A 24,327-nucleotide genomic window follows, 5' to 3' on the forward strand; every position below is an offset into this window, starting at 1 on the left:
TCATGCTCATCATCAACCGTATTGCCCTATCCGCTTTATTGGCTATGGCCTGCATCGCTATACCTGCACAGGCAGCAGTTTGGCGCGATCATCTACCGCAAGCGCAAGCCATCGGTAGCGGCGATTTGCGCTGGTTTGGCTTGCGGATTTATACCGCCAAATTATGGAGCGAAAAAAAGCCATTTGATTTGAATGCTCCGTTCGCCTTGGAGCTGACGTATCACCGCAATATCAGTCGCGAGCAATTTGTTGAAACCAGCTTGGACGAAATGAAGCGGCTATTTGGTACGCGCTACAGCGCCGACACGCTCAAGCGCTGGGAAGGCGAAATGCAGCGCGCATTTACGGATGTCAAAGCAGGTGATCAGTTGATTGGCGTATTTATCCCCAATGAAGGGGTTCGCTTTTATAGCGGGAGTAAATTACTCACCGACATTCGCAACCCTGAGTTTGCCAAAGCTTTTTTTGCCATTTGGTTTGACGCGCGCAGCAAAGACAAAGATTTGCGCGCGCAATTATTAGGCAATTCACCATGAAAGCCATCAGCCCATTGGCCTACGCCAGCTACGGTTTACTGGGCCTGCCATTGGCGATGGCAGCCTTACCGGTGTACGTACAAATCCCGGCTTTTTACAGTGGCCAACTGGGTTTGGCGCTGGGATTGACCGGCTGGGTGTTATTTTTAGCGCGTTTAGTCGATACCTTTCAAGATCCGCTGCTTGGGCGTTGGATTGACCGACTCAATGGCAATATCAGTACGTGGTTTTGGGGTAGTGCCGCGCTGTTAGCTTTGGCATTTTTAGGTTTATGGCTACCGCCAGTCCCCACTGGCAATACGATGTATCTGGCGCTATGGCTTGCTGCCATGCTGATTGCTGCCTATACCGCGCACAGCATGCTCAATATCGCCTATTTAACTTGGGGCGCACGCATAGATGCCGGCGCATCCACTAGCGATCAAGGATTATTAGGCGCGGCAGCATGGCGCGAAGGCGCTGGCTTGTTGGGCGTGATTTTAGCCAGCGTGATTCCAAGCTGGATCATGAGCCGCCCCGCCGCCGCCGCACTGAACAGCAATTTAAGCTATTACAGCATCGCCTTTGCCGCTATTTTGCTACTGGCCGTATCGGTGCTACTCAAATTTGCCCCCGCATGGCAACGCGCCAAAGGCACTGCAACAGCACCAAGTTGGCGAGCCACTTGGGCTTTGATGAAAGCGCATCAAGGTTTTCGCCAACTGTTGCCACCCTACTTTTTAAATGCGATTTCAGTGGCGATTCCATCGACGTTGGCGCTGTTTTTCATCAACGATAGGCTACAAGCGCCCAGCTACGCGGGCGCATTTTTAGCCAGCTACTTTATCGCCGCCGCGATCGGCTTACCGCTGTGGGTGATGGCCGCCAAAAAAAATCGGCGTTTTATGCGCTTGGCGCTGGGGCATGGTGTTGGCGATTGTGGCATTTTGCTCCGCGGCCACCTTGGGCGCGGGTGACATCATCGCCTATCTCATCGTCTGCATCGCCGCAGGACTAGCGCTGGGCGCTGATTTGGCTTTGCCACCGGTGCTGCTGGCCAAGCTGATCCGCCACGACCACTCACCCGCCAGTTATTTCGGCGTTTGGACCTTACTCGGCAAATTAGCGCTGGCGCTGTCTGGACTGGCCCTTCCGGCACTAGCAGCGCTTGACTATCAACCGGGCAGCCCAGCTGGGCCGGCGTTGGCTTGGGTTTACGCTGGCGTGCCTTGTGCATTCAAATTGGCTGCGTTTTTGTTGCTCACTGGTATCAAAACCGAACCCGCAGGAGTTTCATCATGAAAAAATCCATCATCGCCGCCTTGTGTGGCTTACTGACCGCCTGCGCGTCACCGGATGTGGCGCAATATCAAAAGGCGGAGCCCAAACTCGATTTAGTGCATTACTTTGTCGGCAAAACCGACGCTTGGGGCATGTTTCAAAAACGCAGCGGCGAGGTAGTGAAGCGTTTTCATGTCGAAATCACCGGCACGCACCATAACGGCAAACTGGTGCTTGACGAGCAATTCAAATACGACGATGGCACCACGCAGCAGCGGATTTGGACACTAAGCAAAGCTGCCGATGGTTCTTGGCGCGGCACTGCGGATGATGTGAAAGGTGAAGCGGTTGGCAAAATTGCCGGCAACGCGCTCAATTGGCGCTACACGATGTTTTTACCGGTAGATGGCAAAACCTATGAAGTGCAGTTTGATGATTGGATGCTCCTGATTGACGACAAAGCCATGATCAATCGCGCTAGTATGCAAAAATTTGGCTTTGAGCTTGGCCAAGTGACGCTGTTTTTCAAGAAAAGAGACTAGCCATGTTTGCCCCTTTAAATCATCCGATCAAAGATTGGGCAGGGCAACGCGTCTGGTTGATCGGTGCTTCTAGCGGTATTGGCGCAGCGCTGGCTCAGCACGCTTTGGCTGCAGGCGCATCGGTGATTTTATCGGCGCGCCGTCAGCCGCAACTAGAGCAAGTCGCCCAGCAACACGCCAAAGCAATGATCTTACCGTTTGATGTGCTCGACACCGCTGCATGGCAAAGCAGCTACGGCCAAATTGTCGCCCAATTAGGCGGTGTGGATTTGATCGTCTTTTGCGCAGCCGATTACCGGCCTGAGCGCAGCTGGGACGTCAATCCCGCCACTGCGGCGCAAACTTTACAAACTAATCTTGGCAGCGTTTACAGCGGCTTAGCCACTATTTTGCCCGAACTGATTGCGCGCGGCAGCGGTGGCATTGGCTTAATCGCCAGTGTGGCCGGCTACATGGGTTTGCCCAACGCTAGCGTTTACGGCCCAACTAAAGCGGCAATGATTAATTTGGCCGAAATTTTGTATGGCGATTTGCACCCCAAAGGATTAAATGTCTATCTGATTAATCCTGGCTTTGTGAAAACGCATCTGACCGCTAAAAATGACTTCACTATGCCCGCCTTGCAAACGCCAGAACAAGCCGCCAGCGCGATTTGGCACGGCATCAGCGCAGGGAAATTTGAAATCCATTTCCCATGGCGCTTTACCCAAATATTAAAATTACTGCAACTGCTGCCCTATCGTTGCCGATTTGCACTGCTCTCTCATTTGGTAAAAAACCCATGAACACCTTAATCCCACTTTTAAACTGGTACAGCACGCTGACGCCGCAAACGCTGCAATACGCAGCCCAGTTTTACGCGCCAACGGCACGCTTTAAAGATCCATTTAATGACGTGACGGGGGTGCCTGCGATTGAAGGCATTTTCAAGCACATGTTTGCCACCACCGAAAATCCACGCTTTGTGATTGGCGAACAAATCGCCCAACATCAGCAAGCCTTTGTAACGTGGACCTTTGAATTTAACCTCAATGGCAAGCCCTATCAAATCGTAGGCGGCTCACATTTAGTGTTTAATGACGAGGGTCTGGTCACATTACATCGCGACTATTGGGATGCTGCCGAAGAATTGCTGCAAAAACTTCCCATCGTCGGCGCGCCAATTCGCTGGCTACGCCAACATTTTGCTGTGGTCAGTTCAGATTAATTTGCCGTAGTACTACAACAATCAATGTGCAGTTAAATACTAGAAACACCTGCAAGCCTTGAGCTTAGAGAAAAATAGTCGATAGTAAGCCTACTACAGCTAAAAAGTCAGATCGAAATGGCCGATGATTTCTCTCAAGCGCATGTGCTGATTGCAGATGATGCCCCCACTGTCAGGCAATCACTCCGAATGACATTGGCACAGTGCGGCATTAATCGAGTGGACGCAGCCAGCAGTATTGGCGAAACCCGTCGCCGCTTACGTAACGCGCAATACGATGTCGTTTTATGTGACTACCATTTTGGCGAAGGCATGAATGGGCAAGAACTACTTGAAGAGCTACGTCAAAGCAGCGAATTACCGCTCTACACCATTTGGATCATGATCACCGCCGAAGCTGCGTATGAAAAAGTCGTTGCCGTCGCCGAAATTGGCCCTGATGATTACCTCATCAAACCCTTCACCAGTGCATTACTAACGCAACGCCTTTCGCTGGCGTGGAAGCGCAAACGGTTTTTTAAAGCCAATCTACGACAAAATCAATGAAGATGACATCAGTGGCGCTATTACTGCCGCCAAAGAACTGATCCCCAAGGCCGAAGGCTTTCGCAGCGATTTGATGCGACTACTGTCTAGTTTGTTACTTGAAGCCGGGCAACTCGAACAAGCTCGACTGCTATTTGAAGAAATCCTCAGCCAAAGAATGATTCCTTGGGCCAAGCTGGGGCTTGCCAAAGCGCTAGTGCGCCAAGGCAAAAAAAATCAAGCTGAAGGTGCGCTGCAAGCGGCGATTGTTGAGCATGCTCAGTACGTCGATGCGTACGAAGAACTGGCATCGATGTATATGGCCGATGGCCGGCTAGACCAAGCGATGGCGGTATTTGAAAAATGCCTCGCAATGACACCCAATAATGTCAGCCGTCTGCAAAAAGCGGGCAATTTAGCCAATATGCTGGGCGACTCCGCCAAAGCCAAAAAATTACTCGAGCAAGCCGTTAAATGCGGTGGCAACTCCGCCGCACTCAGCGCCGACACAGTGTTGCAGCTGGCATTGGCCGCCCGGCGAGAAAATAATTCGTCCGATGCAGAAAAATACCTGCGCCTCGTAAAAGAAATCGCCAAAAAAGACCAAACCGTTTAAAAACAAAATCATTGATTTTATTGCTACCTCCATTTACGAAGGCAAACCACAGCTACTCAATGAAATCGAAATTCATTTAAGTCACCCGGAAATGACACAAGAAATCGCCACCAGCTTCATTATGGCGGCGGACTTAATCTGCCCCGCAACCGTAGATGGCGAAACCCCGTCGGGAGATGCTGCACCTTATAAATGGCTACAACATATCAGCCAGCGTTTCATTACCACCCGCCATATCTCCGGCCTACTCGAAAGCGCCGCCAATATGCGGCCAGCATGGAAGGCTTATATCCAACAAATCGGTCAAGACGTTAACGATCTCAATAATCGAGGCGTTCAACACATGCTGAAATCCGAGTTCACCGAAGCCATCGATATTTTACTGCCCGCAGCACAAAGCACCTGCAACAACCGACTGATGCTCTCGACCAGTCATGCCATTGTCAAATATCTTAAAACCAAACCCAATATCGATAAAAAAGAACGTGACGCCTTAATCACCGTTGCCAGTGGCATGATTGAACGCTTAAATGGCCTGATTGATGCCGGCACACAGCACAGTCTTAGCCAAGACGTGCAAACAATTGTTTGACCATTAATTGTGAATGGCCACATCCACCAACTGCGGTTGCAACACCGCAATACAGTCAGCGGGGCTCATCCCCACCAAAAAGCCTCGCCGTCCGCCATTGATGTAAATTTTATCTAAAGCCGCAATCGACTCTTGCAGATAGACCGGCATTTTTTTTCTTCGTTCCAAATGGCGAAGTGCCGCCAACGATAAAGCCACTATGTTTATTGGCCACCTCAGGAACACAAGGATTAATGGCTTTGCAGCCAATAATCCGCGCTAAATTTTTGGTCGACACTTCACAATCACCATGCATCAGCACCACCAGCGCCTGTTTTTTTTTCGTTCTCCATAATCAAGGTTTTGATTACCGCATGTTCTGGTACGCCCAATTCTCGCGCCGAAACTGCAGTCCCACCTTTTTCTTCATAATGATAAAGATGCTCGGTGTAGTTCACTTGATGGGCACGCAAAGCGCGTATCGCCGTTGTGACTGATATTTTTTTCATTCATCATCTAACTCGCTAAACTTGCGGCATAATAACCGACTAAATTACTCAACCATATTCACCATGCCCGCTCAGCTCAAGCACTTGCCAGCAGCACTTCGTTTTCAAGCTTTAGGCACGCCGTTTTATCGCGAAACACCCACTACGCCAATGCCTGAAGCCATCGTCGTGGCATGGAATGCGCCGCTGGCCAGCTCACTGGGCTTGGCACCACAAAATGAACAACTGCAATTAGCTGATTATCTAGTGGGCAATCAAACACCGCAAGACACCACGCCGATTGCCACAGTGTATTCAGGACATCAATTTGGCATCAATGCCGGTCAGTTGGGTGATGGCCGAGCTTTAATCACCGCCGAACTCACCGATCCGCAGCAGCAGGTTTGGGAAGTTCAACTCAAAGGCGCGGGCCCCACGCCGTATTCTCGCCGCGGCGATGGTCGGGCGGTATTGCGCTCAACCATCCGTGAATACTTATGCTGCGAGGCAATGCATGGCCTGGGTATTCCTACAACTCGGGCACTTGGCATCGGCGGTTCATCCCAAACCATTTGGCGAGAAACCCGCGAAACCGCCGCAGTATTGACTCGGCTAGCACCAACCTTGCTTCGTTTTGGCCATTTTGAACATCAGTATTATCGTAATAACCATCGAAGCCTTGCAGCAGCTGGCTGATTGGACTTTGCAATACCACTACCCGGAATGCCAGCGCGCAGCACAGCCCTATCTGGCGATGTTTACTCAGGTCATCGAAAAAACCGCGCGCACCATCGCCCAATGGCAGGCGGTGGGCTTTTGTCACGGGGTGATGAATTCAGACAATATGTCTATCCTTGGCCTCACACTGGATTATGGTCCGTTCGGTTTTTCTCGACGGATTTAACCCCGGCCATATTTGCAATCATTCAGACGACACTGGCCGCTATGCGTACCAGCAACAGCCACAAATCGGGCTCTGGAACTTACATTGCCTTGGGCAAGCATTATTACCTCTGATAGCAAAAACCGACTTATTGGCCGCGCTCAGTCAATATCAAGCGCAATTTGAAACCGCTTTTGCTGAGCAACTACGACAAAAACTTGGACTAACGGTATGGCACGAACCAGACTGGGCTCTAGCGACCGATTTATTTGAATTACTACAAGGCGCGCACACACCGATTGGACTTATTTTTGGCGCACATTATCGCACTGGATGACGCGACAAAACGACGCACAGCTGCGCGATCTTATTTTAGATCGAACCGATTTTGCCGCTTGGCTGGCTCGTTATCGCGAACGCTTAGCACAAGATCCGCAATCGAGTCTTGAACGTAGCCGCGCGATGCTTAGCTACAACCCTAAATTTATCTTACGCAATCATTTAGCAGAAATCGCCATTCGTCAGGCAGAAGACCATCAAGATTTTAGTGAAATTGAGCGTTTGCGTGCCTGCTTAGCGCAGCCTTTTGCTGAGCAGATTGAAAACCATCATTACGCCGATCTACCGCCAGACTGGGCCAGCACGCTGTCAGTGAGCTGTTCTTCGTAACGGCCAGCGGGCATTTTTTTCAGCTTATTCTGATCTAACACCATAAACAAGCCAACGGAATACAACAGATTCTGCGATAATTCGCCGCATCATCTTTTTGTAACAATTGAACCATGCCCGAAATTTTCACTGGTTTAGATACCATTACGGCCATTAGTTTAGCCTTGGGCACTGCTTTTTGTTTTGGCTTACGAATTCATTAATGGTTTTCACGACACCGCCAACGCTGTAGCGACGGTTATTTACACCAAAGCGATGCCAGCGAATTTAGCGGTTATTGCTTCGGGTTGCTTCAACTTTTTGGGTGTCATACTGGGTGGACTTGGCGTCGCTTACGCCATCATCCACTTGCTACCGGTAGAGCTACTGCTGAACGTCAACAGCAGCCATGGTCTCATCATGGTGTTTTTCTTTGCTCTCAGCGGCCATTATTTGGAATTTAGGCACCTGGTATCTGGGCATCCCGGCCTCAAGCTCGCACACGCTGATTGGCTCGATTTTAGGCGTTGGTATTATGTATGCCATTCTCAATGGCAATCATTGGTTACATGGCATCAACACCCAAAAAGCCATCGACATTTTATTGTCATTGCTGATTTCACCAGCGCTCGGCATGATTCTGGCCGGCATCTTGCTGATTGCGCTCAAACGCTATTTTAGCCAGTCACATATGCACCTCACACCCGACGAGCGCAAAGCGATTGATGGCAAAAAGCATCCGCCGTTTTGGACTCGCGTCACACTCATTGCTTCAGCCATGGGTTTAAGTTTTGCGCACGGCTCTAATGACGGACAAAAAGGCATCGGCTTAGTGATGCTGGTGTTGGTAGGCTTAGCGCCGGGCAACTTTGTGCTTGATCGCAGCAGCAGTATTTATGACATTGAGCGCACTCGTGATGCGGCGATTCATATCAAAGACTTTTACCTTAGCCACGCGGATAAAATCAATCAATCGCTGCACTTGGGCCCGATGGATCAGACCTTGCCAGCGCAATTTGAATGCAAGCCGGAAGTGACTTACGCCGCAATTGACTCACTCGACAAGATGCTGGTCAATGTTAAATCCTACAGCGAGCTCACAGCAGAACAACGCATTACCGCTCGCCGGATTTTGCTCTGTGTTGACGATACGGCCAAAAAAGCATCCAAACTACCAATCTGGACCTCGCACGAAAAACACAGCCTCGATAAATTCCGTAAAGACCTCACCGCCACGACCGAATACGCACCGCAGTGGGTCATTATTGCCGTCGCTTTAGCGCTTGGCTTGGGCACGATGGTAGGCTGGAAACGGATTGTCTACACCGTTGGTGAGAAGATCGGCAATAAAGGCATGACGTACTCCCAAGGCAATGCGGCACAAATTACCGCGGCATTAGCCATCGGGATCGCCAGCTGGACAGGCATGCCAGTTTCGACCACGCACATTTTGTCATCGGCGGTTGCCGGTACCATGGTTGCCAATAAGAGCGGTTTGCAATCAAGCACCGTCAAAAACATCGCCATTGCTTGGGTATTAACCCTGCCAGTAACGATCTGTATGTCTGGCGGACTATTCTGGCTCGCCAGCATCATCTTTGCCTAAAAACTGACTGAATCGCCACCCAATAAAAAACCCGCTCAGCGGGTTTTTTATTGGGTATTACCTTGTAAACGACAAACCACAAGTCATACAGAGCAATACCTATAAATCAGAGGCCAGACACTAAATCTTTAATCAAATCATCAATATGCTCTAAGCCCACAGAAATACGTACCATCCCATCTGAAATACCGGCAGCTGCTCGCGCTTCAGGGGTTAAACGGCCATGCGAAGTGGTTGCTGGATGAGTAATCGTGGTTCGAGTATCACCCAGATTAGCCGTTCGACTCATTAGTTGCACCGCATCGATCAAGGCCCACGCCGCCGCTTTGCCAGCTTTTAGCTCAAACGACAACACACCGCCCGCGCCTGTTTGCTGGCGTTGTGCCAAGTCGTATTGCGGGTGAGACGGCAAGCCGGGGTAATAAACTCGTGCAACTTGCGGCTGTACCTCTAACCACTGCGCCAATTTAAGCGCATTTTCACAATGCGCCTTCATCCGCAAACCCAAAGTTTCCAAACCTTTGAGCAATATCCAAGCGTTAAATGCCGACAAAGTAGGCCCAGCCGTGCGTAAAAACAGATAGATCGGCTCAATCAATGCATGGCTACCGACGACCGCGCCACCCAACACCCGCCCCTGCCCATCAATAAATTTGGTCGCTGAATGCACCACCAAATCAGCACCCCACTTCAGTGGCTGCTGCAAAGCTGGCGAGCAAAAGCAGTTATCAACTGCCAACAGCGCACCATGCCGATGGGCAATTTCGGCAATCGCTGCAATATCCGCAATTTCCGTCAGGGGATTATTCGGGGTTTCTAAAAAAAACAACTTGGTATTGGTTTGCGCTGCAGCTTCCCATGCACTCAAATCGGTTTGCGCGGCATAGCTCACCGTAACGCCGAACTTACCCAAATAGGTATTAAATAATTGGATGGTTGCGCCAAATAAGCCACTCGACGCAACGATATGATCACCCGACTTCAGGTGCGCCATACACAAGGCCAAAATCGCACTCATACCCGAAGCAGTTGCCACCGCGCGCTCAGCGCATTCCAATGCGGCTAAGCGCTGCTCAAAGGCCGCCACCGTTGGATTAGTAAACCGCGAATAAATATACCCCGGCATTTGGCCAGTAAACTTCAGTGCAGCTTCTTCTGCTGAGCCAACAACAAAACTTGAAGTCAGATACAAGGCATCCGAATGCTCACCAAACTCAGAGCGCATTGTTCCTGCGCGAACGGCTAATGTTTCGGGGTGAAGCTCATTTAAATTCAGCATAATGATTGACTTAATCCAATAAAAACGACCCAATAAAAACGACGCAATAAAAACGGGAGCTATCGCCCCCGTTGATTTATTTCATATACGATTAAATTAAATTTTGCTCGGCCACACCAATATTCATATCCAAAATCCGGCTATCTGCATCACCATCGGCCGCTTTAGTCGACAATGGCGAAATCCGCTTTGCCTCTAATTCATCCAGGTAGGCATCCGTAATATCACCGGTAATGTATTTACCATCAAAGCATGACGTTTCAAACGCCGTAATTTTGCCACCACTGGCATCAGTACAGGCTTGAATCAAGGCATCTAACTCTTGATAAATCACCGCGTCAGCACCAATTTCTTGCGCAATTTGCACAGCGTCTCGATCAGTCGCAATTAACTCGGCACGTGTTGGCATATCAATGCCATACACATGTGGATATTTCACTGGTGGCGCAGCTGAAGCCAAGTACACTTTATTTGCACCCACGTCACGCACCATTTGCACGATTTCTTTTGACGTCGTACCGCGAACAATCGAGTCATCCACCAGCAAAACATTCTTACCTCGGAACTCAACCGCAATCGGATTGAGCTTTTGGCGCACTGATTTTTTACGGCTCGCTTGTCCCGGCATAATAAAAGTACGGCCGATATAGCGGTTTTTCATGAAGCCTTCACGATACGGCAAGCCCAAAGCATCTGCCAACTGTAGCGCTGCATCACGGCTGGTATCCGGAATCGGGATCACCACATCAATATCCAATGCTGGAACTAGCTTGCGTACTTTATCTGCCAGCTGCTCGCCCATTTTTAAACGCGACTCATGCACCGAAATGCCATCAATCACCGAATCCGGACGGGCAAAGTAAACATGCTCAAAAATACACGGCACCAAGACTGGATTAGGATGACATTGACGGCTAGACAATTGACCATCAAAAGTCACATAAATCGCTTCGCCCGGCGCAACGTCACGCATAAACTTAAAGCCCAGCACATCCAGCGCCACCGATTCACTGGCGACAATGTACTCCATGCCTTCTGGCGTTTCATGGCAACCTAAAGACAAGGGGCGAATGCCATGTGGATCTCGAAATGCCACCATACCAAAGCCCGCGATAATAGCCACGACGGCATACGCGCCTTTGACACGCTTATGCACCGCAGTAATCGCATCAAATACAGTATCGGCATCCAGTTGCGGGCCAGACACGCGGCGCGATAGTTCGTGCGCAAAGACATTACATAGCGCTTCTGAATCCGAATTGGTATTAATGTGCCGCAAATCAGTGCGGTACATATCCTCTTTCAGCTGCTTATCGTTAGTCAAATTGCCGTTATGCGCCAATACAATCCCAAACGGACTATTGACGTAAAACGGCTGCGCCTCGGCCAAACTTGAAGCCGAGCCGGCGGTTGGATAGCGAACATGGCCGATGCCGACATTCCCCATTAAAGAACGCATATTGCGCGTGCGGAACACGTCGCGAACCAGGCCTTGGCCTTTATGCATATGAAGCACTTGCTGTTCAGCAGTGACAATACCGGCGGCATCTTGTCCGCGGTGCTGTAATACCAACAGCCCGTCGTACAACATTTGATTTACCGGAGTTTTAGCGACCACACCTACAATGCCACACATTGGTCAAGATTCCTTGCGTCTACAGCACATTAAAAAATCATTCGAAGTTAATTCGACTAGCAAAAGCAAGTGGCAACCATGGTTTCACCACGAAGGCACTTTGCTCAAATAAGGGACTAAACATTGCATTACGCCACATCGGCTCTTTGGGCAGACTCGTCAAGCCAGCCAGCATCACTAAGGTCAGCATCAATAAAAACCCGCGCATCACCCCAAAACCAGCACCCAAAACCCGATCAATCGGCTTAAATCCAGTCGCTTTGACAAATTGATTGAGCGTGATTCGCACAATGGCAGAAAGCAACCACGTCACAAAAAATAGCGCAATAAATGCCGCTAAATAACGCAGCGCATCCGTCGGAATACTTTCTGGCATCCACAATGCAACCATCGTTGCATAATGCATCGCAACCCAAAAAGCGAAAACCCAAGCCAGCAATGCCAATAACTCTTGCGTTAATCCTCGCATTACCGACAACAAAATCGACAGCCCGACAATGGTCAAAGCAATGTAGTCAAATGCCGTCATTATGGCGCCTTAGCCACTAAGGAACCCGACACGCCCAGATCACGCATGATCTTCAGCCATGCCTTAGCTTTGGCTTCATCATCGGTTGGCCCTACACGAACGCGAGTTAGCGCGCCCTTACTGGTATTAATTTGTTCGCTACTCACTCGAATCCCTGCCGACTTCAACTTCGCCACCATTTGCGCCGCTTTGTCAGCATCGGCATAAGCGCCCACTTGAATAAAATAAGTTTTTTTATCGAGTGGTTTTTCAGCTGGCTGCGAATGGCTGGTTTTTCCCGACAAAATCGCCGCCGGATCGGACTCTATGGCCGCTTTTACCTCAGGCTTTTTCTCTGGCAGTGGTTTTTTCACCAAGGGTGTTGATGTTGGTTTTACCACTTTAGGTTGGGGCGTGGCCGCATGAATCGGCGAAACGCTTGGAGCGGGTGTTACAATTACCGTGGCGACCGGTGTAGCGGTTGCAGCTGCCGCATTCACTGCGACTTGATGATTAACTAATTTGCCCGGCAAAGTCACCGCCGCCACTTGCGAAGCGTCCAATTGCGGTAAGGCCACTTCTGCAACGACCGCTGAAGCGGGAGCAACATCCAGTGGCGCCGTCTGCACAATCGAAGAAAGTGCGGGTGCACTCGAGATAATTTCTACGGGATGATTGTCGATTAAATTTTTGGGCGGTTCACCATCTAATACCGTCCACAAAAAAATCAAGGCAAACACCACTAAGGTAATTGCCCCGACCAAGCGCCGGCGAGCGCGCTTTCTAAGTTGCTGCAGTTCATCACTCACATTTGCCATCGCTATTTATTGCCCACGCGCCACCATGACTTCAGCCACAGTAAAGAAAGATCCAAAGACCAAGATTCTATCAGCTTCAAGCGCATTATTGCAGGCTGATTGATAGGCATCGGCAACTGATTGGTAGCAATTAATTTTGGCTTGCGGGTCAATTTGCAAAATAATTTCCGCCAATGTTGCCCCAGACGCAGCACGCGGCAAATTCGGCGCAGCTAAATGCCAACAATCGACTCGATCAGCCAATATGCTCACTACACCCAAGATATCTTTGTCTTGCATCATTCCCAGCACAGCATGCGTTTTGGGGTGAAAACTCATGCTATCCAAGCAAGACTTTAAAACCAAAGCGGCATGGGGGTTATGCGCTACGTCTAGCACCACCGTTGGCCTTCCGGGCAATACCTGAAAGCGTGCTGGCCATTCGACTTCGAGCAAACCGCGCTTAATATCACCCAACGTTACCGGCAATTGCGCTTGGCATGCATCAAGCACCGCCAAAACTAAACATGCATTATTTAATTGATATTGCCCACGCAGCGCTGGCAAAGGTAAAGCATGTCGGCGCGCGCACCATTTTGCTGCCACCACGACCACTGCTGCCCCTCAAGCTGCATTTGATAACCAAAATCGCGACCAATTAATCGCAGATCAGCGCCGATTTCTGCTGCGAAATCCAGCAATGTCTGCGGCGGCTGAGGATCTGCGCATAACGCAGGCACGCCTGAGCGGTAGACGCCCGCCTTTTCCAGCGCGATTTTCTCACGGGTATCTCCCAAATAACTTTGATGATCAAGACCGACACTCACCACAGCAGAGACGGTTGGTTCGAAAATATTGACGGCGTCTAAACGCCCACCTAAGCCGACCTCCATAATCGCCACATCAACGTCCTGCTCAATAAATTGATGCATGGCGGCCAAGGTGCCAAATTCAAAGTAAGAGAGGCTCGTGCTACCGCGCGCCACTTCAATCGCACGAAAACTCGCCACGATCTCGTCATCAGCGACCGGCTGACCATGAATCGCAATCCGCTCGTTGTAATGCAAAAGATGCGGTGAGGTATAAGTCCCCACCTTATAACCGGCAGCGCGCAGTATCTGCGTCAACATGGCGCAAACTGAGCCTTTGCCGTTGGTACCCGCAATCGTCAGTACTGGAAATTGCGGCTGTAATTGCATTTTATCGCGCACTTGAGTCACCCGACCCAGCCCCATATCGATGGCGATAGGATGCAAGGACTCCAAGTAGCTTAACCATTCGGGCAAGGCATCAGCATTAAACATCGTCATTTAGTTCGCCGCAGGCTGTCGGTTGAGCAAAGTCAGCACATCGGCCAAGCGTTGACGTAATTCACGACGATCAACAATCATGTCAATCGCGCCTTTTTCAAGCAAAAATTCAGAACGCTGAAAGCCTTCAGGCAACGTTTCGCGCACGGTCTGTTCGATCACGCGTGGACCGGCAAAACCAATCAAAGCGCCAGGTTCGGCCATCACCACATCACCCAAAAAGGCAAATGATGCAGAAACGCCGCCCATAGTTGGGTCAGTCAACAAAGAAATAAACGGTAATTTTTTATCAGCCAACTTGGTCAAAATGGCGCTGGTTTTTGCCATTTGCATCAATGAGCTCAAACCTTCTTGCATCCGAGCGCCACCCGAAGCCGACACACAAATAAAAGGCAAGTCATTTTCAATCGCTGCTTTCACGCCACGCACAAAGCGCTCACCCACGACCGAGCCCATTGAGCCACCAATAAACTTAAACTCAAAGGCAGCCACCACCACCGGCACGGTCAAGATTGAACCTTGCATCACCACCATGGCATCATCTTCGCCGGTTGCGGCTTGCGCAGCGCTTAAGCGATCTGGATAGCGTTTGCCATCTTTAAACTTCAAAATATCAACCGGTTTTACTTCGGCACCGATCTCAAACCGACCCTCAGTATCGAGCAACTGATGGAGGCGTTCACGCGCCGGCACCGCATTATGAAAGCCGCACTTAGGGCAAACTTCTAAATTGTTTTCTAGATCTGTGCGATATAACACGGCATTACACGCATTACATTTACTCCACAAACCTTCAGGCACGGCCGATTTACTCGCAGTCGTGCGACTTTGAATTTTCGGCGGCAATAATTTTTGTAACCAACTCATTGAACAACTCCTTAAACCTACTTAGCGACGGGCGCTATCCATTGCACTACGCACTTCAGATAAGAATGTACGTAAACGCTCAGCTAAACCCACTTCGCCTAACTCAACTTCTTGAACTAACCGTGAGCCGATCACCACTGCATCAGCAACTTGCGCTACAGCTTGCGCAGTCTGCGCATCACGAATACCAAAACCCACCCCAATTGGGATAGAAATAAACTGTTTTAATATCGCCAGTTTAGCAGCGACATCGGCAACATCTAAATTCGCCGAACCCGTCACGCCCTTGAGCGAAACATAATAAACATAACCACTAGCCAACTCAGCCACTGCCTTCACTCGCGACTCTGGCGTGGTTGGAGCCAACAAGAAAATCGGGTCCAAACCCTGCGCTTTAAATACTTTAGCTGATTCCAACGCCTCCTCAGGAGGCATATCTACGGTTAACACGCCATCAACGCCAGCGGCAACGGCAGCACGAGCAAAAAGGTCATAGCCCATGGCTTCAACTGGATTGGCATAGCCCATCAATACCACTGGCGTCATGGCATTATTTTGTCGAAACTGCGCCACCAATTCCAACACCCGCCGCAACGACACTTTATGCAATAAGGCGCGTTCAGAAGCACGTTGAATCACCGGACCATCGGCCATTGGATCAGAAAAAGGCACGCCCAGCTCAATCACATCGGCACCGCCATCGACTAAGGCGTGCATTAATTCAACGGTCACCTCTGGGTTAGGATCGCCAGCAGTAATAAATGGGATCAGCGCAGAACGATTTTGCGCAGCCAATTGTTGCATCACACTTTGAATACGAGACATAGGTATCTTTACCGCTTCATTGATTGACAATAGCTGGCGAGACATACCCCGCCATACAAAATTACAGTTGAATGCCGCTCATTTTAGCAATCGTTGGAATATCTTTATCACCACGACCCGAGAGATTCACCAATATCACCTCGTCTTTACGCATGGTCTTTGCCATTTTTGCCGCTTGCGCCAAGGCGTGACTCGACTCTAAAGCAGGGATAATCCCCTCGTAACGGCACAAATCATGAAATGCCGCCAAGGCTTCATCATCATTAATCGCAACGTATTCGGCGCGACCGATATCTTTTAAATGGCTATGCTCAGGCCCAACGCCTGGATAATCCAAACCTGCTGAAATCGAATGTGTTTCGCTGATTTGGCCATCTGGATCTTGCATTAAATAAGATCGCTGACCATGCAATACGCCATTCTTTGCATTCGATGTTAATGGTGCCGCATGACGACCCGTTTCAACACCATCACCCCCCGCCTCAACACCAATCAAACGTACGTTTGGCACATCAATGTAGGGATGGAAAATACCAATCGCATTCGAGCCCCCCCCCACACAAGCCAATACCGCATCAGGTTGACGGCCGATCATTTCTTGCATTTGTACTTTGCATTCTTCACCGATTACCACTTGAAAATCACGAACCAGCTGCGGATAAGGGTGTGGGCCTGCGGCAGTACCAATGATGTAATACGTTGAATCAACATTGGTTACCCAATCACGCATGGCTTCATTCATGGCGTCTTTTAAAGTCTTCGTGCCCGAAGTGACCGGCACCACCGTTGCACCGAGCAATTTCATTCGATAGACATTGGGCGCTTGGCGAACAACGTCTTCTGCGCCCATATACACCACGCATTCCATGCCGTAACGCGCAGCGACGGTTGCCGATGCAACGCCATGCTGACCTGCGCCCGTCTCAGCAATCACGCGCTTTTTGCCCATGCGCTTGGCCAATAGAGCCTGGCCAATGGTGTTATTGACTTTGTGCGCACCGGTGTGGTTTAGATCTTCGCGTTTCAAATAAATTTGCGCGCCACCTAATGCCTCAGACCAGCGCTCCGCATGGTAAACCGGGCTCGGACGACCAACATAGTGCTTTAAGACGTAGCGATATTCATCCATAAACGCGGGGTCTTGGATGGCTTTTTCGAACTCGACTCGCAATTCTTCCAAAGCGGGCATTAAAGTTTCAGCGACATAAATGCCACCATGAGGACCAAAGTGACCACGTACATCGGGCTGCTGATAAATTTCGCTCATGACTCTCTCACATAAACTTTAAAGCAGATTAATTAAATAACGGCACGAATAAATGACTCAACCAACACTAAATCTTTAACACCTTTAGAACGCTCAACACCACTGGACACATCAACTGCCCAAGGCTGCACACAGGCAATCGCAGTCGCGACATTCTCTGGATGCAAACCGCCCGACAAAATTAATGGCAATGGCCAATCGCTTGGCAAGGCTTGCCAATCAAAACTCTCCCCGGTGCCTCCGGGCACACCATCCACCCATGCATCGAGCAAAATACCTCGGCACAAGGGTGAAATATAACGCGAGGTGTATTCTATCAAATTTATGTCAGGTTTTACCCTAAGTGCTTTGATAAAGGGGCGATCAAATTGCACACAAAACGCTAAATCTTCATCGCCGTGAAATTGCAGCAAGTCTAGCGGCACACTTTCTAACACGGCACTGACGTTTTCCGCCGTTTCGTTGACAAAAAGTCCTACAGAAGAAACAAAGGCAGGTAATGCCGCAACAATTTCTGCCGCCAATGGCACAGAAACATGCCTCGGACTTGGCGGATAAAATACCAAACCGATGGCGTCAGCACCCAATAGCGCCACCTGACGCGCCGTAGCGACATCCCGCAATCCGCAAATTTTTATTCGAGTTCGCATCAAAAAGCCTTGTTGCTCATTAAATCATTCCGTAGCGATACTCTGGCAGAGAAGCCAATTCGAACTCAGCAGGATAGCTCACACCTGTCAAATAAAGGCCATCAGGCATAAATGTCGGCGGTGCAGACGTTCTGTTTTTTTGTGCCAATAACCAGCCCATCCATTCTGCAGAAGCCTTGCCTTTACCAACGTAGAGCAGCGCACCCATGATATTTCGGACCATATGATGCAAAAATGCGGTCGCAGAGAAATCGACGCACAGCATATTGCCATGCTCGGTAATTTGAATATTTTGTAAGTACTTAATCGGAGATAGAGCTTGACATTCAGCAGCCCGAAAACTACTAAAATCATGCTCGCCCAACAAAAACTGCGCCGCAGCGCGCATCTCTGCGACATCCAGATCGTAATGCACCCAGCCAACTCGCCCAGCTTGCAAACTAGGACGGATAGGGTGACGCAATAAGAGATAGCGATAATGACGTGCGGTGGCAACAAATCGGGCATGAAAATGCTCAGGCACTTCTTGCGCCCAAAGCACTGAGATACCTGCGGGTAAAAAACTATTTACACCGCGTACCCATGCGGTAATTGGACGCGGAGCATCACTATCAAAATGTGCAATTTGCCGTGTAGCATGAACGCCAGCATCAGTACGACCTGCCGCATGCATCCGAATTGGATGCCCGGCCATCCTACCAATTGCGCGCTCCATCTCGCCTTGGATTGTATCCATCTGAGGCTGCACCTGCCAGCCACTAAAATCACGACCATCATACTCAATCGCTATGGCAAATCGTTTCAACGCCAAAACCCGTCCATCCCCAAAAAAATAGAATACAAAACCAGAGCAGCTTGCCCAAACAACCAACCCAATTGCAGTCGATTGATCGGAATATACGACAACTCTATGGTGTGGAATGCTGCTGGCTGCGGCTGCAAAATCAGCGACAATAAAGCCTTAAATCCGAGCTTGGACTCCAGCAAGGATTCAGCCACTTGCAATGTTAAAGCAAAACGGACAGCAAATCGCACCCGTGCATTAGAAAAGTACTGCAAAGGGTATAAAAAGAGGTAAAAAGAGGAGAAAACCTCATTGCTTGTTAATCTTTTGAGCAGGATTTGCAAGCTGGCAGCAACAACTAGCAGCCTTGCAACTTGATCAAGCCCCAAGCTTAAACCAATATCGGTAGGCGACAACACGCCCAGCCAAATATAGCGACCCGGCGTACTCCAACCATAAACCAGCACGGTAATGAGTAAGAGCCACTTTAATTTTGACAAGCTCCGCTGCAATCGTTGCCGAGCATATTGCGCAGCGACAAGCACGACAACCAGAGCCAAAAACCAAAGATAATGGCGCTCAAGCCATGGCAGCAACAATAGCAACCACAACCAAAGCGCCAAAAAATTCACTGGATGTAAATTCAGGATTAATTCCAGATTCTAACAGTTTACAAATCAGCCAAAAGTGACTGGGCTAAACTCTGCTGCTGTGCACTTCCTTCTTGCAATGCCTCTTGAAGGATCTCTCGAGCACCCTCCACGTCACCCATATCAATATAAGCACGAGCCAAATCAATCTTTGTTTGCACCGGATCATCTGCAGAGAAATCCATTTCACTCGACGTTGCAGCTTCTTCCAAGCTCAAGCTAATATCATCCAACGCAATATTTTCAGTCAGGTCGGCATTCAACGGCTCGTTAGCAGAGGCCACATCCAACTCGGAACCGACTGGCACGGCCAAATCAAAATTGAAATCCAAACCCATCTCGTTTTCTGGCTCAGCACCACCCACCTCTGAAATGCTTTCAGAAAGCGGGTCAGAAAGACCTAATTCAGGCAAGCTTTCCTCAGGCATCGCCAAATCAAAAGCTGATGCTGGCGCACTTAAATCGGCGTCTAGATCCAAAGAATTCGCCAAGGCGTCAAAATTTGACAAATCAAACTCGGCATCGACATCGGCACTAGGAGAATCAGCAAAATCAAATTCAGCCAACTCATCCAGATCCGATAGCGTCTCCTCCATCGAGACGGTCTCTACAGGCAACTCAATCGGCAAGTCCAGTGCCATCATTTCACCAGCCAACGGCGACTCGCCTACCTCTACAATAGGCTCAATCGTTGGCGCTTGGACTTCTTCCATCCCAAAATCGGTGCCAACCGATTCTAACGTTGCACTCTCTGCAAGATCGAAAGATAAATCCCGATCCAAGTCCAGATCAGTACCAGCTAAGCCTTCAACAAACTCAGACTCCAAATCAGCCTCTTCAACTGGCAAATCAACAATTGGCGCTTGATCTTCAGAAAAATCGGCTTCAGCACGATCAACTGCAGGCGACTCTAAATCCAATTCAAAATCCAAGTGCTGATTCGCCACTTCAGCCACGGAGACAACGGCAGCACCACCCATAACAGCAGCAGCGACAGCCCGAGTATCAATGACCTCACTTTGCTGATACAAAGGATTTTCAGGATCAATCTCGCCGCCGGTTTGCGCCACGCGATCCCAGTGCTCACCCTTGCCACCTGTCATGGCGAACAATGCTGAGGCATGCTCTTCGTAAGAGATTAAGTCTTTTCGAGCGGCATAAATATCCAGCAACTTCATGCGGATTTCATGCCGCGAAGGATCTTTATTTAACGCATCTTTTAAGATTTCTTCTGCCTGCGCATCTCGGCCATACGCCATATACACTTCGGCCTCGGCAATTGGATCAACCTCATCAGTATCAATCGTCCCTAAGCCTTGTCGACTAAAATCAGTAAGGAACGAATTTTCGGTAGATTGGGTGCTAATCACTCCGCCCCCTGTGCTTCCCAATACCGTATTGGCCTTTAAATCACCACCCGTAATAATGCTATCTTCAAACACATTAGGGCGCTGACGTCGCCGTACCATCCACAAACCACCAACACCCAACAACACGGCCAAAGCGCCGCCACCCAATGCCAGCGGATTTTCAAATAGACTAGCCACGAAGCCAGTTTCCTCTGGCACGTCAGCTACGACTTCAACGCGTTTTTTGGTTTTGACCGCTGGCGCACTAGCAACATGACTCGCCACAACCGCACTCGCGCCCGTTGCCGGTGCTGGGGCCTCAATTTGCGAAGAGGCCGAAGCAACTGAAGCCTCAGCAACAGCCTCCGCACTAGCAACATCACTGGCCTTAGCCTTCATTGCAATTAAACGCTCCATATCACTGACGTTTTTCTGCAACTCCGCGACACGCTGATTCGCTTCATTCAGCGCTTTTTGCCGTGCGGCCACCTCTTCTTCTAAAGCCTGAACCTTGGCCAAATCACCTGATTTCTTAGCTAAATCAACCGCTTTGGATAGCTTCAAGACATCTTTATTTTTATCAACTGCACCTGCACCTTGATCTTCGACCTGAGTAACGATCTTGCCGCCAGCCGATTGCGCCGCCAGATCCCGTGCCGAAGATTTTGCGGCGAGATCACCCAGCTTACTCCGGTATTCATTCCAATTTTCGGCCTGTACTTTAACTTCTTTGCTGGCCTGCTGAGCACTCAGCGCCTTTAACTCGGCCACGGGCGGCACTCGCAAAATCTTGCCCCGTTTCAACCGATTCATATTGCCATCAAAAGCGTCAGGATTATTACGATACAAGCCAACCAAGACCTGATCCAAACTCACACCACTCGGCTGCACTGCCCTCGCTACGCCCGATAGCGTATCGCCGCCTTTTGTCTTATACGACTCAACATCACGTACCTCTACCGAAGACTCAGTAGATCGTGCATTTTCATTCAAAGGGGCTGATTGAGACTGACTTGGCTTGGCTTTAATCACACCAGCACTACGCACGCCGGGCAAAGCACTCGCAGCAAATTTGGTCGATGCCGTCGGCGAATAACCAGCTGGATCAATCAATGCAGTGTACTCTCGCTGAATACGGCCAGAAGCCCAATTCAGTTCCAATAAAAAATCAAGATAAGGCTCAGAAATCGCTTGCGATGACTTAACTGCAACATAGTGCTGACCATTGCCTCGCTTCTCAATATTAAAACGCAGCCCTAAAGCCCCTGATGGGTAAGCAATTTGCGCATTCGAAAAAGCCTCAGGCGAAGCCAAGCTCACCACCAATGAATCGGCTTCGCCCGGCAAAACTGAAACCAAATCAATCTCTCCACGAAAAGGCTGCCCCAAGCCGGATAAAACATTCAGTCGACCCAAACCCGCTGCATTAACAAACCAAGGTAACGCAGCCATCGTCACGGCCAGTACGCATGTTTTAAATCGTGGCGTCTTAAGCACAAGCAATCTCCCAATCGCGATCATTCTAAATTTTACTTCATTCTTATCTTGATTATATTCAATCAATAACAAACACGAATCAAGTACAAAGCTTTCAAATTAAGACAGCGTAATTTAATAGCCGTCAAATGATACATATTATTTACAAAAACTTTCTCGATAATACTAACAATTCAATCTAGAACAGAATTTTATATTCATTTTTTTGTTCGAGCGTAACAGACACGCTACGTTTTTTAGGGATTTTTGCCAGATCCCAAGCAGAAAACGCCCAAAGCCATAAATTTTTTAAATCGGCGCTTTGTAATTCGACAGGGGGCTGCTGACCCAAAAAATCAAGACATTGCCATAACTGCAAAACTTCTTTCTCCACCTGCAAGGAAGGCGCTTTATTTTGCTTACTTAGCTTCTCTCCGATCAAATCAGCAAGCACCGGAATATGTGCGTATTTTACAGAGGGCAAATTAAGTCCTTGCTGCAATGCAATTTGTCGAGGGCTTGAATCCAACAAGTCAGCACCCCGCACCACATGCGTCACCCCTGAAGCAGCATCATCGACGACAACAGCCAACTGATACGCCCAACAACCATCAGCACGGCGCAAAACAAAATCACCGACATCCCTTGCCAAATTTTGAATCTGCCATCCTTGAATCTCATCCAAGAACAAATAATTCCTATTTTCTGTTCGCATACGCCAAGAATGCGCGCCTCTTTTTTTTGTAACGTCAAGCCGACACGTACCCGGATAAACAACGCCATCTACACCGAGCCGAGCATGAAGCGCAATTTTTCTCCTAGAACAAAAGCAAGGGTATACATGCCCACCACCAATTAAATCAGAAAGTGCGGCACTATACATCTCATATTGACTTGATTGATACAAGACAGGACCATCCCACTCAAATCCGAATCGCAGCAATGTATTCACAATCGAGTCAGCAGCGCCAACCTCAACTCTCCCTCGATCTACATCCTCTATTCGCAATAACCATCGTCCAGAATGAGCTCTCGCCTCCAAGTAACTGGCAGTAGCTGCCAACAAAGAACCCATATGCAAGTATCCAGTAGGACTGGGTGCAAAACGCCCAACATATGGAGAAACAACAACGTCTGAATGATCACTTTGACTAAAACCCATGATTAACCAGTTAAGACCACAGTCTGCTAAAATAGTGACATTTTTACAGTCGACACAAAAAAGGACAAGCGATGACTTACGTTGTGACCGATGCCTGCGTGAAATGCAAATACACAGACTGCGTTGATGTATGCCCAGTAGATTGCTTTCGTGAAGGCCCAAACTTTCTCGTCATTGATCCAGACGAATGCATCGATTGCACACTGTGCGTAGCAGAATGCCCTGTCGAAGCCATTTACGCAGAAGACGACGTCCCCGCAGAAATGCACGACTTCATCGCACTCAATGCAGAGCTGGCAAAAACATGGCCAACAATAGTTGAGAAAAAAGAACCGCTCGACGACCATGCAACATGGGCTGCCATCAGTGGAAAAATCAATAAAATCGAACGTTGATACATATTCGTTCCATATAAAACTTGCCTAAATCTCAAAAAAGAGCTAAATTCATTGGTTCTACAACCTTGCCTAAAACCGTGGTCGCTAGCGGTAGGCTGTAACCCGTAAGGAGACTTCATGCGACATTATGAAATCGTATTTATCGTACACCCTGATCAAAGCGAACAAGTTCCAGCAATGATCGAGCGTTACAAAGCCCTGATTACTGCAGGTGCAGGCTCAATTCACCGCCTGGAAGACTGGGGCCGTCGTCAATTGGCTTACCCAATCCAAAAGATTCACAAAGCTCATTATGTAATGATGAACATCGAGTGCAGCCAAGCAACTTTGGATGAAATCGAGCACGCATTCAAATTCAATGACGCAGTTTTACGTCACTTGACACTAAAAACTGATGTTGCTGCAACCGAAGCTTCGCCAATGATGAAAGAAGAAAAATCTAAATCATTGTCACAAGCTGCTGGTGAAGGCCTAGCCGCTTAATTCG

Annotated in this window: 29 protein-coding genes and 2 pseudogenes; 16 read left to right on the forward strand and 15 right to left on the reverse strand. The window is 49.1% G+C overall.

The window, feature by feature from the left end; translation table 11 throughout:
• Positions 1–2: 2 nt before the first annotated feature.
• The 9 genes from GKO28_RS00340 to GKO28_RS00375 all read left to right on the forward strand — a co-directional run bounded on the left by GKO28_RS00340 (position 3) and on the right by GKO28_RS00375 (position 5,278).
• On the forward strand, positions 3–536 hold the full coding sequence (locus tag GKO28_RS00340) for a chalcone isomerase family protein (RefSeq protein WP_182074988.1): 534 nt from the start codon (positions 3–5) through the stop codon (positions 534–536).
• Entirely contained in the window at positions 533–1,492 is a 960-nt protein-coding gene (locus GKO28_RS00345; RefSeq protein ID WP_282099182.1) for an MFS transporter, read from the forward strand. The genes GKO28_RS00340 and GKO28_RS00345 overlap by 4 nt, the downstream gene beginning before the upstream one ends.
• Positions 1,440–1,817: a hypothetical protein gene (locus GKO28_RS20790; RefSeq protein WP_282099183.1), complete on the forward strand. Its 378-nt coding sequence runs from the start codon at positions 1,440–1,442 to the stop codon at positions 1,815–1,817. The genes GKO28_RS00345 and GKO28_RS20790 overlap by 53 nt, the downstream gene beginning before the upstream one ends.
• Positions 1,814–2,338 (forward strand): DUF3833 domain-containing protein, encoded by a 525-nt coding sequence (locus tag GKO28_RS00350; protein ID WP_182074989.1) that lies wholly within the window; start codon positions 1,814–1,816, stop codon positions 2,336–2,338. The genes GKO28_RS20790 and GKO28_RS00350 overlap by 4 nt, the downstream gene beginning before the upstream one ends.
• Positions 2,339–2,340: 2 nt before the next feature.
• Positions 2,341–3,123 (forward strand): SDR family NAD(P)-dependent oxidoreductase, encoded by a 783-nt coding sequence (locus GKO28_RS00355; RefSeq protein ID WP_182074990.1) that lies wholly within the window; start codon positions 2,341–2,343, stop codon positions 3,121–3,123.
• Complete coding sequence (locus GKO28_RS00360) at positions 3,120–3,545, forward strand: nuclear transport factor 2 family protein (protein WP_182074991.1); 426 nt, start codon at positions 3,120–3,122, stop codon at positions 3,543–3,545. Before GKO28_RS00355 ends, GKO28_RS00360 begins: the two co-directional genes overlap by 4 nt.
• A 117-nt stretch (positions 3,546–3,662) precedes the next feature.
• Positions 3,663–4,091: a response regulator gene (locus GKO28_RS00365; protein WP_182074992.1), complete on the forward strand. Its 429-nt coding sequence runs from the start codon at positions 3,663–3,665 to the stop codon at positions 4,089–4,091.
• A gap of 73 nt (positions 4,092–4,164) precedes the next feature.
• A complete protein-coding gene (locus GKO28_RS00370) occupies positions 4,165–4,686 on the forward strand; it encodes a tetratricopeptide repeat protein (protein ID WP_247646653.1) in 522 nt (173 codons plus the stop codon).
• A 91-nt stretch (positions 4,687–4,777) separates the two neighbouring features.
• Positions 4,778–5,278, forward strand: a complete 501-nt coding sequence (locus GKO28_RS00375; RefSeq protein WP_182074994.1) for a hypothetical protein — start codon at positions 4,778–4,780, stop codon at positions 5,276–5,278.
• A gap of 3 nt (positions 5,279–5,281) precedes the next feature.
• On the opposite strand, the pseudogene ybaK reads toward GKO28_RS00375, so the two are convergent.
• Positions 5,282–5,766: pseudogene (gene ybaK / locus GKO28_RS00380) on the reverse strand (Cys-tRNA(Pro) deacylase).
• A 63-nt stretch (positions 5,767–5,829) separates the two neighbouring features.
• Here ybaK and GKO28_RS20795 point away from each other — a divergent pair.
• The 5 genes and pseudogenes from GKO28_RS20795 to GKO28_RS00390 all read left to right on the forward strand — a co-directional run bounded on the left by GKO28_RS20795 (position 5,830) and on the right by GKO28_RS00390 (position 8,882).
• Complete coding sequence (locus GKO28_RS20795) at positions 5,830–6,441, forward strand: protein adenylyltransferase SelO family protein (RefSeq protein WP_282099184.1); 612 nt, start codon at positions 5,830–5,832, stop codon at positions 6,439–6,441.
• On the forward strand, positions 6,425–6,649 hold the full coding sequence (locus tag GKO28_RS20800; protein ID WP_282099185.1) for a protein adenylyltransferase SelO family protein: 225 nt from the start codon (positions 6,425–6,427) through the stop codon (positions 6,647–6,649). The genes GKO28_RS20795 and GKO28_RS20800 overlap by 17 nt, the downstream gene beginning before the upstream one ends.
• On the forward strand, positions 6,618–6,965 hold the full coding sequence (locus GKO28_RS20805) for a protein adenylyltransferase SelO family protein (protein ID WP_282099186.1): 348 nt from the start codon (positions 6,618–6,620) through the stop codon (positions 6,963–6,965). Before GKO28_RS20800 ends, GKO28_RS20805 begins: the two co-directional genes overlap by 32 nt.
• Entirely contained in the window at positions 6,962–7,297 is a 336-nt protein-coding gene (locus GKO28_RS20810; protein ID WP_282099187.1) for a protein adenylyltransferase SelO family protein, read from the forward strand. Before GKO28_RS20805 ends, GKO28_RS20810 begins: the two co-directional genes overlap by 4 nt.
• A 255-nt stretch (positions 7,298–7,552) precedes the next feature.
• Positions 7,553–8,882: pseudogene (locus GKO28_RS00390) on the forward strand (inorganic phosphate transporter).
• A gap of 106 nt (positions 8,883–8,988) precedes the next feature.
• On the opposite strand, the gene GKO28_RS00395 reads toward GKO28_RS00390, so the two are convergent.
• The 14 genes from GKO28_RS00395 to gluQRS all read right to left on the reverse strand — a co-directional run bounded on the left by GKO28_RS00395 (position 8,989) and on the right by gluQRS (position 23,442).
• Positions 8,989–10,161 (reverse strand): O-succinylhomoserine sulfhydrylase, encoded by a 1,173-nt coding sequence (locus tag GKO28_RS00395; protein ID WP_182074995.1) that lies wholly within the window; start codon positions 10,159–10,161, stop codon positions 8,989–8,991.
• 91 nt (positions 10,162–10,252) lie between these two features.
• The gene (purF, locus tag GKO28_RS00400; protein WP_182074996.1) at positions 10,253–11,797 is read right to left on the reverse strand and encodes an amidophosphoribosyltransferase; all 1,545 of its coding nucleotides are present in this window, start codon (positions 11,795–11,797) and stop codon (positions 10,253–10,255) included.
• A gap of 37 nt (positions 11,798–11,834) precedes the next feature.
• Complete coding sequence (locus tag GKO28_RS00405) at positions 11,835–12,326, reverse strand: CvpA family protein (protein ID WP_182074997.1); 492 nt, start codon at positions 12,324–12,326, stop codon at positions 11,835–11,837.
• Positions 12,326–13,114 carry an SPOR domain-containing protein gene (locus GKO28_RS20815; protein WP_182074998.1) on the reverse strand — a complete coding sequence of 263 codons (789 nt, stop codon included), beginning with the start codon at positions 13,112–13,114 and terminating at the stop codon, positions 12,326–12,328. Before GKO28_RS20815 ends, GKO28_RS00405 begins: the two co-directional genes overlap by 1 nt.
• Positions 13,115–13,129: 15 nt before the next feature.
• Entirely contained in the window at positions 13,130–13,669 is a 540-nt protein-coding gene (locus GKO28_RS22070) for a glutamate ligase domain-containing protein (protein ID WP_307838918.1), read from the reverse strand.
• On the reverse strand, positions 13,639–14,412 hold the full coding sequence (locus GKO28_RS22075; RefSeq protein ID WP_307838919.1) for a Mur ligase family protein: 774 nt from the start codon (positions 14,410–14,412) through the stop codon (positions 13,639–13,641). Before GKO28_RS22075 ends, GKO28_RS22070 begins: the two co-directional genes overlap by 31 nt.
• Positions 14,413–15,279, reverse strand: coding sequence for an acetyl-CoA carboxylase, carboxyltransferase subunit beta (accD, locus tag GKO28_RS00420; RefSeq protein WP_173533911.1), 867 nt, complete (start codon positions 15,277–15,279; stop codon positions 14,413–14,415).
• Between the two features lie 21 nt (positions 15,280–15,300).
• Positions 15,301–16,104: a tryptophan synthase subunit alpha gene (gene trpA, locus GKO28_RS00425; protein WP_182074999.1), complete on the reverse strand. Its 804-nt coding sequence runs from the start codon at positions 16,102–16,104 to the stop codon at positions 15,301–15,303.
• Positions 16,105–16,165: 61 nt separating this feature from the next.
• Complete coding sequence (gene trpB, locus GKO28_RS00430; RefSeq protein WP_182075000.1) at positions 16,166–17,371, reverse strand: tryptophan synthase subunit beta; 1,206 nt, start codon at positions 17,369–17,371, stop codon at positions 16,166–16,168.
• Between the two features lie 32 nt (positions 17,372–17,403).
• Complete coding sequence (locus GKO28_RS00435; protein ID WP_182075001.1) at positions 17,404–18,021, reverse strand: phosphoribosylanthranilate isomerase; 618 nt, start codon at positions 18,019–18,021, stop codon at positions 17,404–17,406.
• 19 nt (positions 18,022–18,040) lie between these two features.
• Complete coding sequence (gene truA, locus GKO28_RS00440; RefSeq protein WP_203563800.1) at positions 18,041–18,832, reverse strand: tRNA pseudouridine(38-40) synthase TruA; 792 nt, start codon at positions 18,830–18,832, stop codon at positions 18,041–18,043.
• Positions 18,823–19,305, reverse strand: a complete 483-nt coding sequence (locus GKO28_RS00445) for a hypothetical protein (protein ID WP_203563801.1) — start codon at positions 19,303–19,305, stop codon at positions 18,823–18,825. The genes truA and GKO28_RS00445 overlap by 10 nt, the downstream gene beginning before the upstream one ends.
• Before the next feature lie 170 nt (positions 19,306–19,475).
• Positions 19,476–22,301: a FimV/HubP family polar landmark protein gene (locus GKO28_RS00450; RefSeq protein WP_203563802.1), complete on the reverse strand. Its 2,826-nt coding sequence runs from the start codon at positions 22,299–22,301 to the stop codon at positions 19,476–19,478.
• Positions 22,302–22,479: 178 nt separating this feature from the next.
• Complete coding sequence (gene gluQRS / locus GKO28_RS00455) at positions 22,480–23,442, reverse strand: tRNA glutamyl-Q(34) synthetase GluQRS (RefSeq protein WP_182075003.1); 963 nt, start codon at positions 23,440–23,442, stop codon at positions 22,480–22,482.
• Between the two features lie 71 nt (positions 23,443–23,513).
• Here gluQRS and fdxA point away from each other — a divergent pair, with 71 nt between their 5' ends.
• Positions 23,514–23,837, forward strand: a complete 324-nt coding sequence (gene fdxA, locus GKO28_RS00460) for a ferredoxin FdxA (RefSeq protein ID WP_182075004.1) — start codon at positions 23,514–23,516, stop codon at positions 23,835–23,837.
• A gap of 120 nt (positions 23,838–23,957) precedes the next feature.
• The gene (gene rpsF, locus GKO28_RS00465) at positions 23,958–24,323 is read left to right on the forward strand and encodes a 30S ribosomal protein S6 (RefSeq protein WP_173533902.1); all 366 of its coding nucleotides are present in this window, start codon (positions 23,958–23,960) and stop codon (positions 24,321–24,323) included.
• Positions 24,324–24,327: the final 4 nt, after the last annotated feature.

This window comes from Deefgea sp. CFH1-16 (assembly GCF_016881365.1).
In the GTDB taxonomy this organism is placed as follows: Bacteria; Pseudomonadota; Gammaproteobacteria; order Burkholderiales; family Chitinibacteraceae; genus Deefgea.

Coding starts and splice junctions, on each gene's coding strand:
- GKO28_RS00435 (WP_182075001.1), bottom strand. CDS start 18,021: ATGCGAACTCGAATAAAAATTTGCGGATTGCGGGATGTCGCTACGGCG.
- GKO28_RS00355 (WP_182074990.1), top strand. CDS start 2,341: ATGTTTGCCCCTTTAAATCATCCGATCAAAGATTGGGCAGGGCAACGC.
- GKO28_RS20795 (WP_282099184.1), top strand. CDS start 5,830: ATGCCCGCTCAGCTCAAGCACTTGCCAGCAGCACTTCGTTTTCAAGCT.
- rpsF (WP_173533902.1), top strand. CDS start 23,958: ATGCGACATTATGAAATCGTATTTATCGTACACCCTGATCAAAGCGAA.
- GKO28_RS20810 (WP_282099187.1), top strand. CDS start 6,962: ATGACGCGACAAAACGACGCACAGCTGCGCGATCTTATTTTAGATCGA.
- purF (WP_182074996.1), bottom strand. CDS start 11,797: ATGTGTGGCATTGTAGGTGTGGTCGCTAAAACTCCGGTAAATCAAATG.
- GKO28_RS22075 (WP_307838919.1), bottom strand. CDS start 14,412: ATGACGATGTTTAATGCTGATGCCTTGCCCGAATGGTTAAGCTACTTG.
- trpA (WP_182074999.1), bottom strand. CDS start 16,104: ATGTCTCGTATTCAAAGTGTGATGCAACAATTGGCTGCGCAAAATCGT.
- GKO28_RS00405 (WP_182074997.1), bottom strand. CDS start 12,326: ATGACGGCATTTGACTACATTGCTTTGACCATTGTCGGGCTGTCGATT.
- GKO28_RS00350 (WP_182074989.1), top strand. CDS start 1,814: ATGAAAAAATCCATCATCGCCGCCTTGTGTGGCTTACTGACCGCCTGC.
- GKO28_RS20790 (WP_282099183.1), top strand. CDS start 1,440: ATGGTGTTGGCGATTGTGGCATTTTGCTCCGCGGCCACCTTGGGCGCG.
- fdxA (WP_182075004.1), top strand. CDS start 23,514: ATGACTTACGTTGTGACCGATGCCTGCGTGAAATGCAAATACACAGAC.
- GKO28_RS00365 (WP_182074992.1), top strand. CDS start 3,663: ATGGCCGATGATTTCTCTCAAGCGCATGTGCTGATTGCAGATGATGCC.
- gluQRS (WP_182075003.1), bottom strand. CDS start 23,442: ATGGGTTTTAGTCAAAGTGATCATTCAGACGTTGTTGTTTCTCCATAT.
- GKO28_RS00395 (WP_182074995.1), bottom strand. CDS start 10,161: ATGCTGAATTTAAATGAGCTTCACCCCGAAACATTAGCCGTTCGCGCA.
- GKO28_RS00360 (WP_182074991.1), top strand. CDS start 3,120: ATGAACACCTTAATCCCACTTTTAAACTGGTACAGCACGCTGACGCCG.
- accD (WP_173533911.1), bottom strand. CDS start 15,279: ATGAGTTGGTTACAAAAATTATTGCCGCCGAAAATTCAAAGTCGCACG.
- GKO28_RS00375 (WP_182074994.1), top strand. CDS start 4,778: ATGACACAAGAAATCGCCACCAGCTTCATTATGGCGGCGGACTTAATC.
- trpB (WP_182075000.1), bottom strand. CDS start 17,371: ATGAGCGAAATTTATCAGCAGCCCGATGTACGTGGTCACTTTGGTCCT.
- GKO28_RS00340 (WP_182074988.1), top strand. CDS start 3: ATGCTCATCATCAACCGTATTGCCCTATCCGCTTTATTGGCTATGGCC.
- GKO28_RS00345 (WP_282099182.1), top strand. CDS start 533: ATGAAAGCCATCAGCCCATTGGCCTACGCCAGCTACGGTTTACTGGGC.
- GKO28_RS00370 (WP_247646653.1), top strand. CDS start 4,165: ATGCGACTACTGTCTAGTTTGTTACTTGAAGCCGGGCAACTCGAACAA.
- GKO28_RS20805 (WP_282099186.1), top strand. CDS start 6,618: ATGGTCCGTTCGGTTTTTCTCGACGGATTTAACCCCGGCCATATTTGC.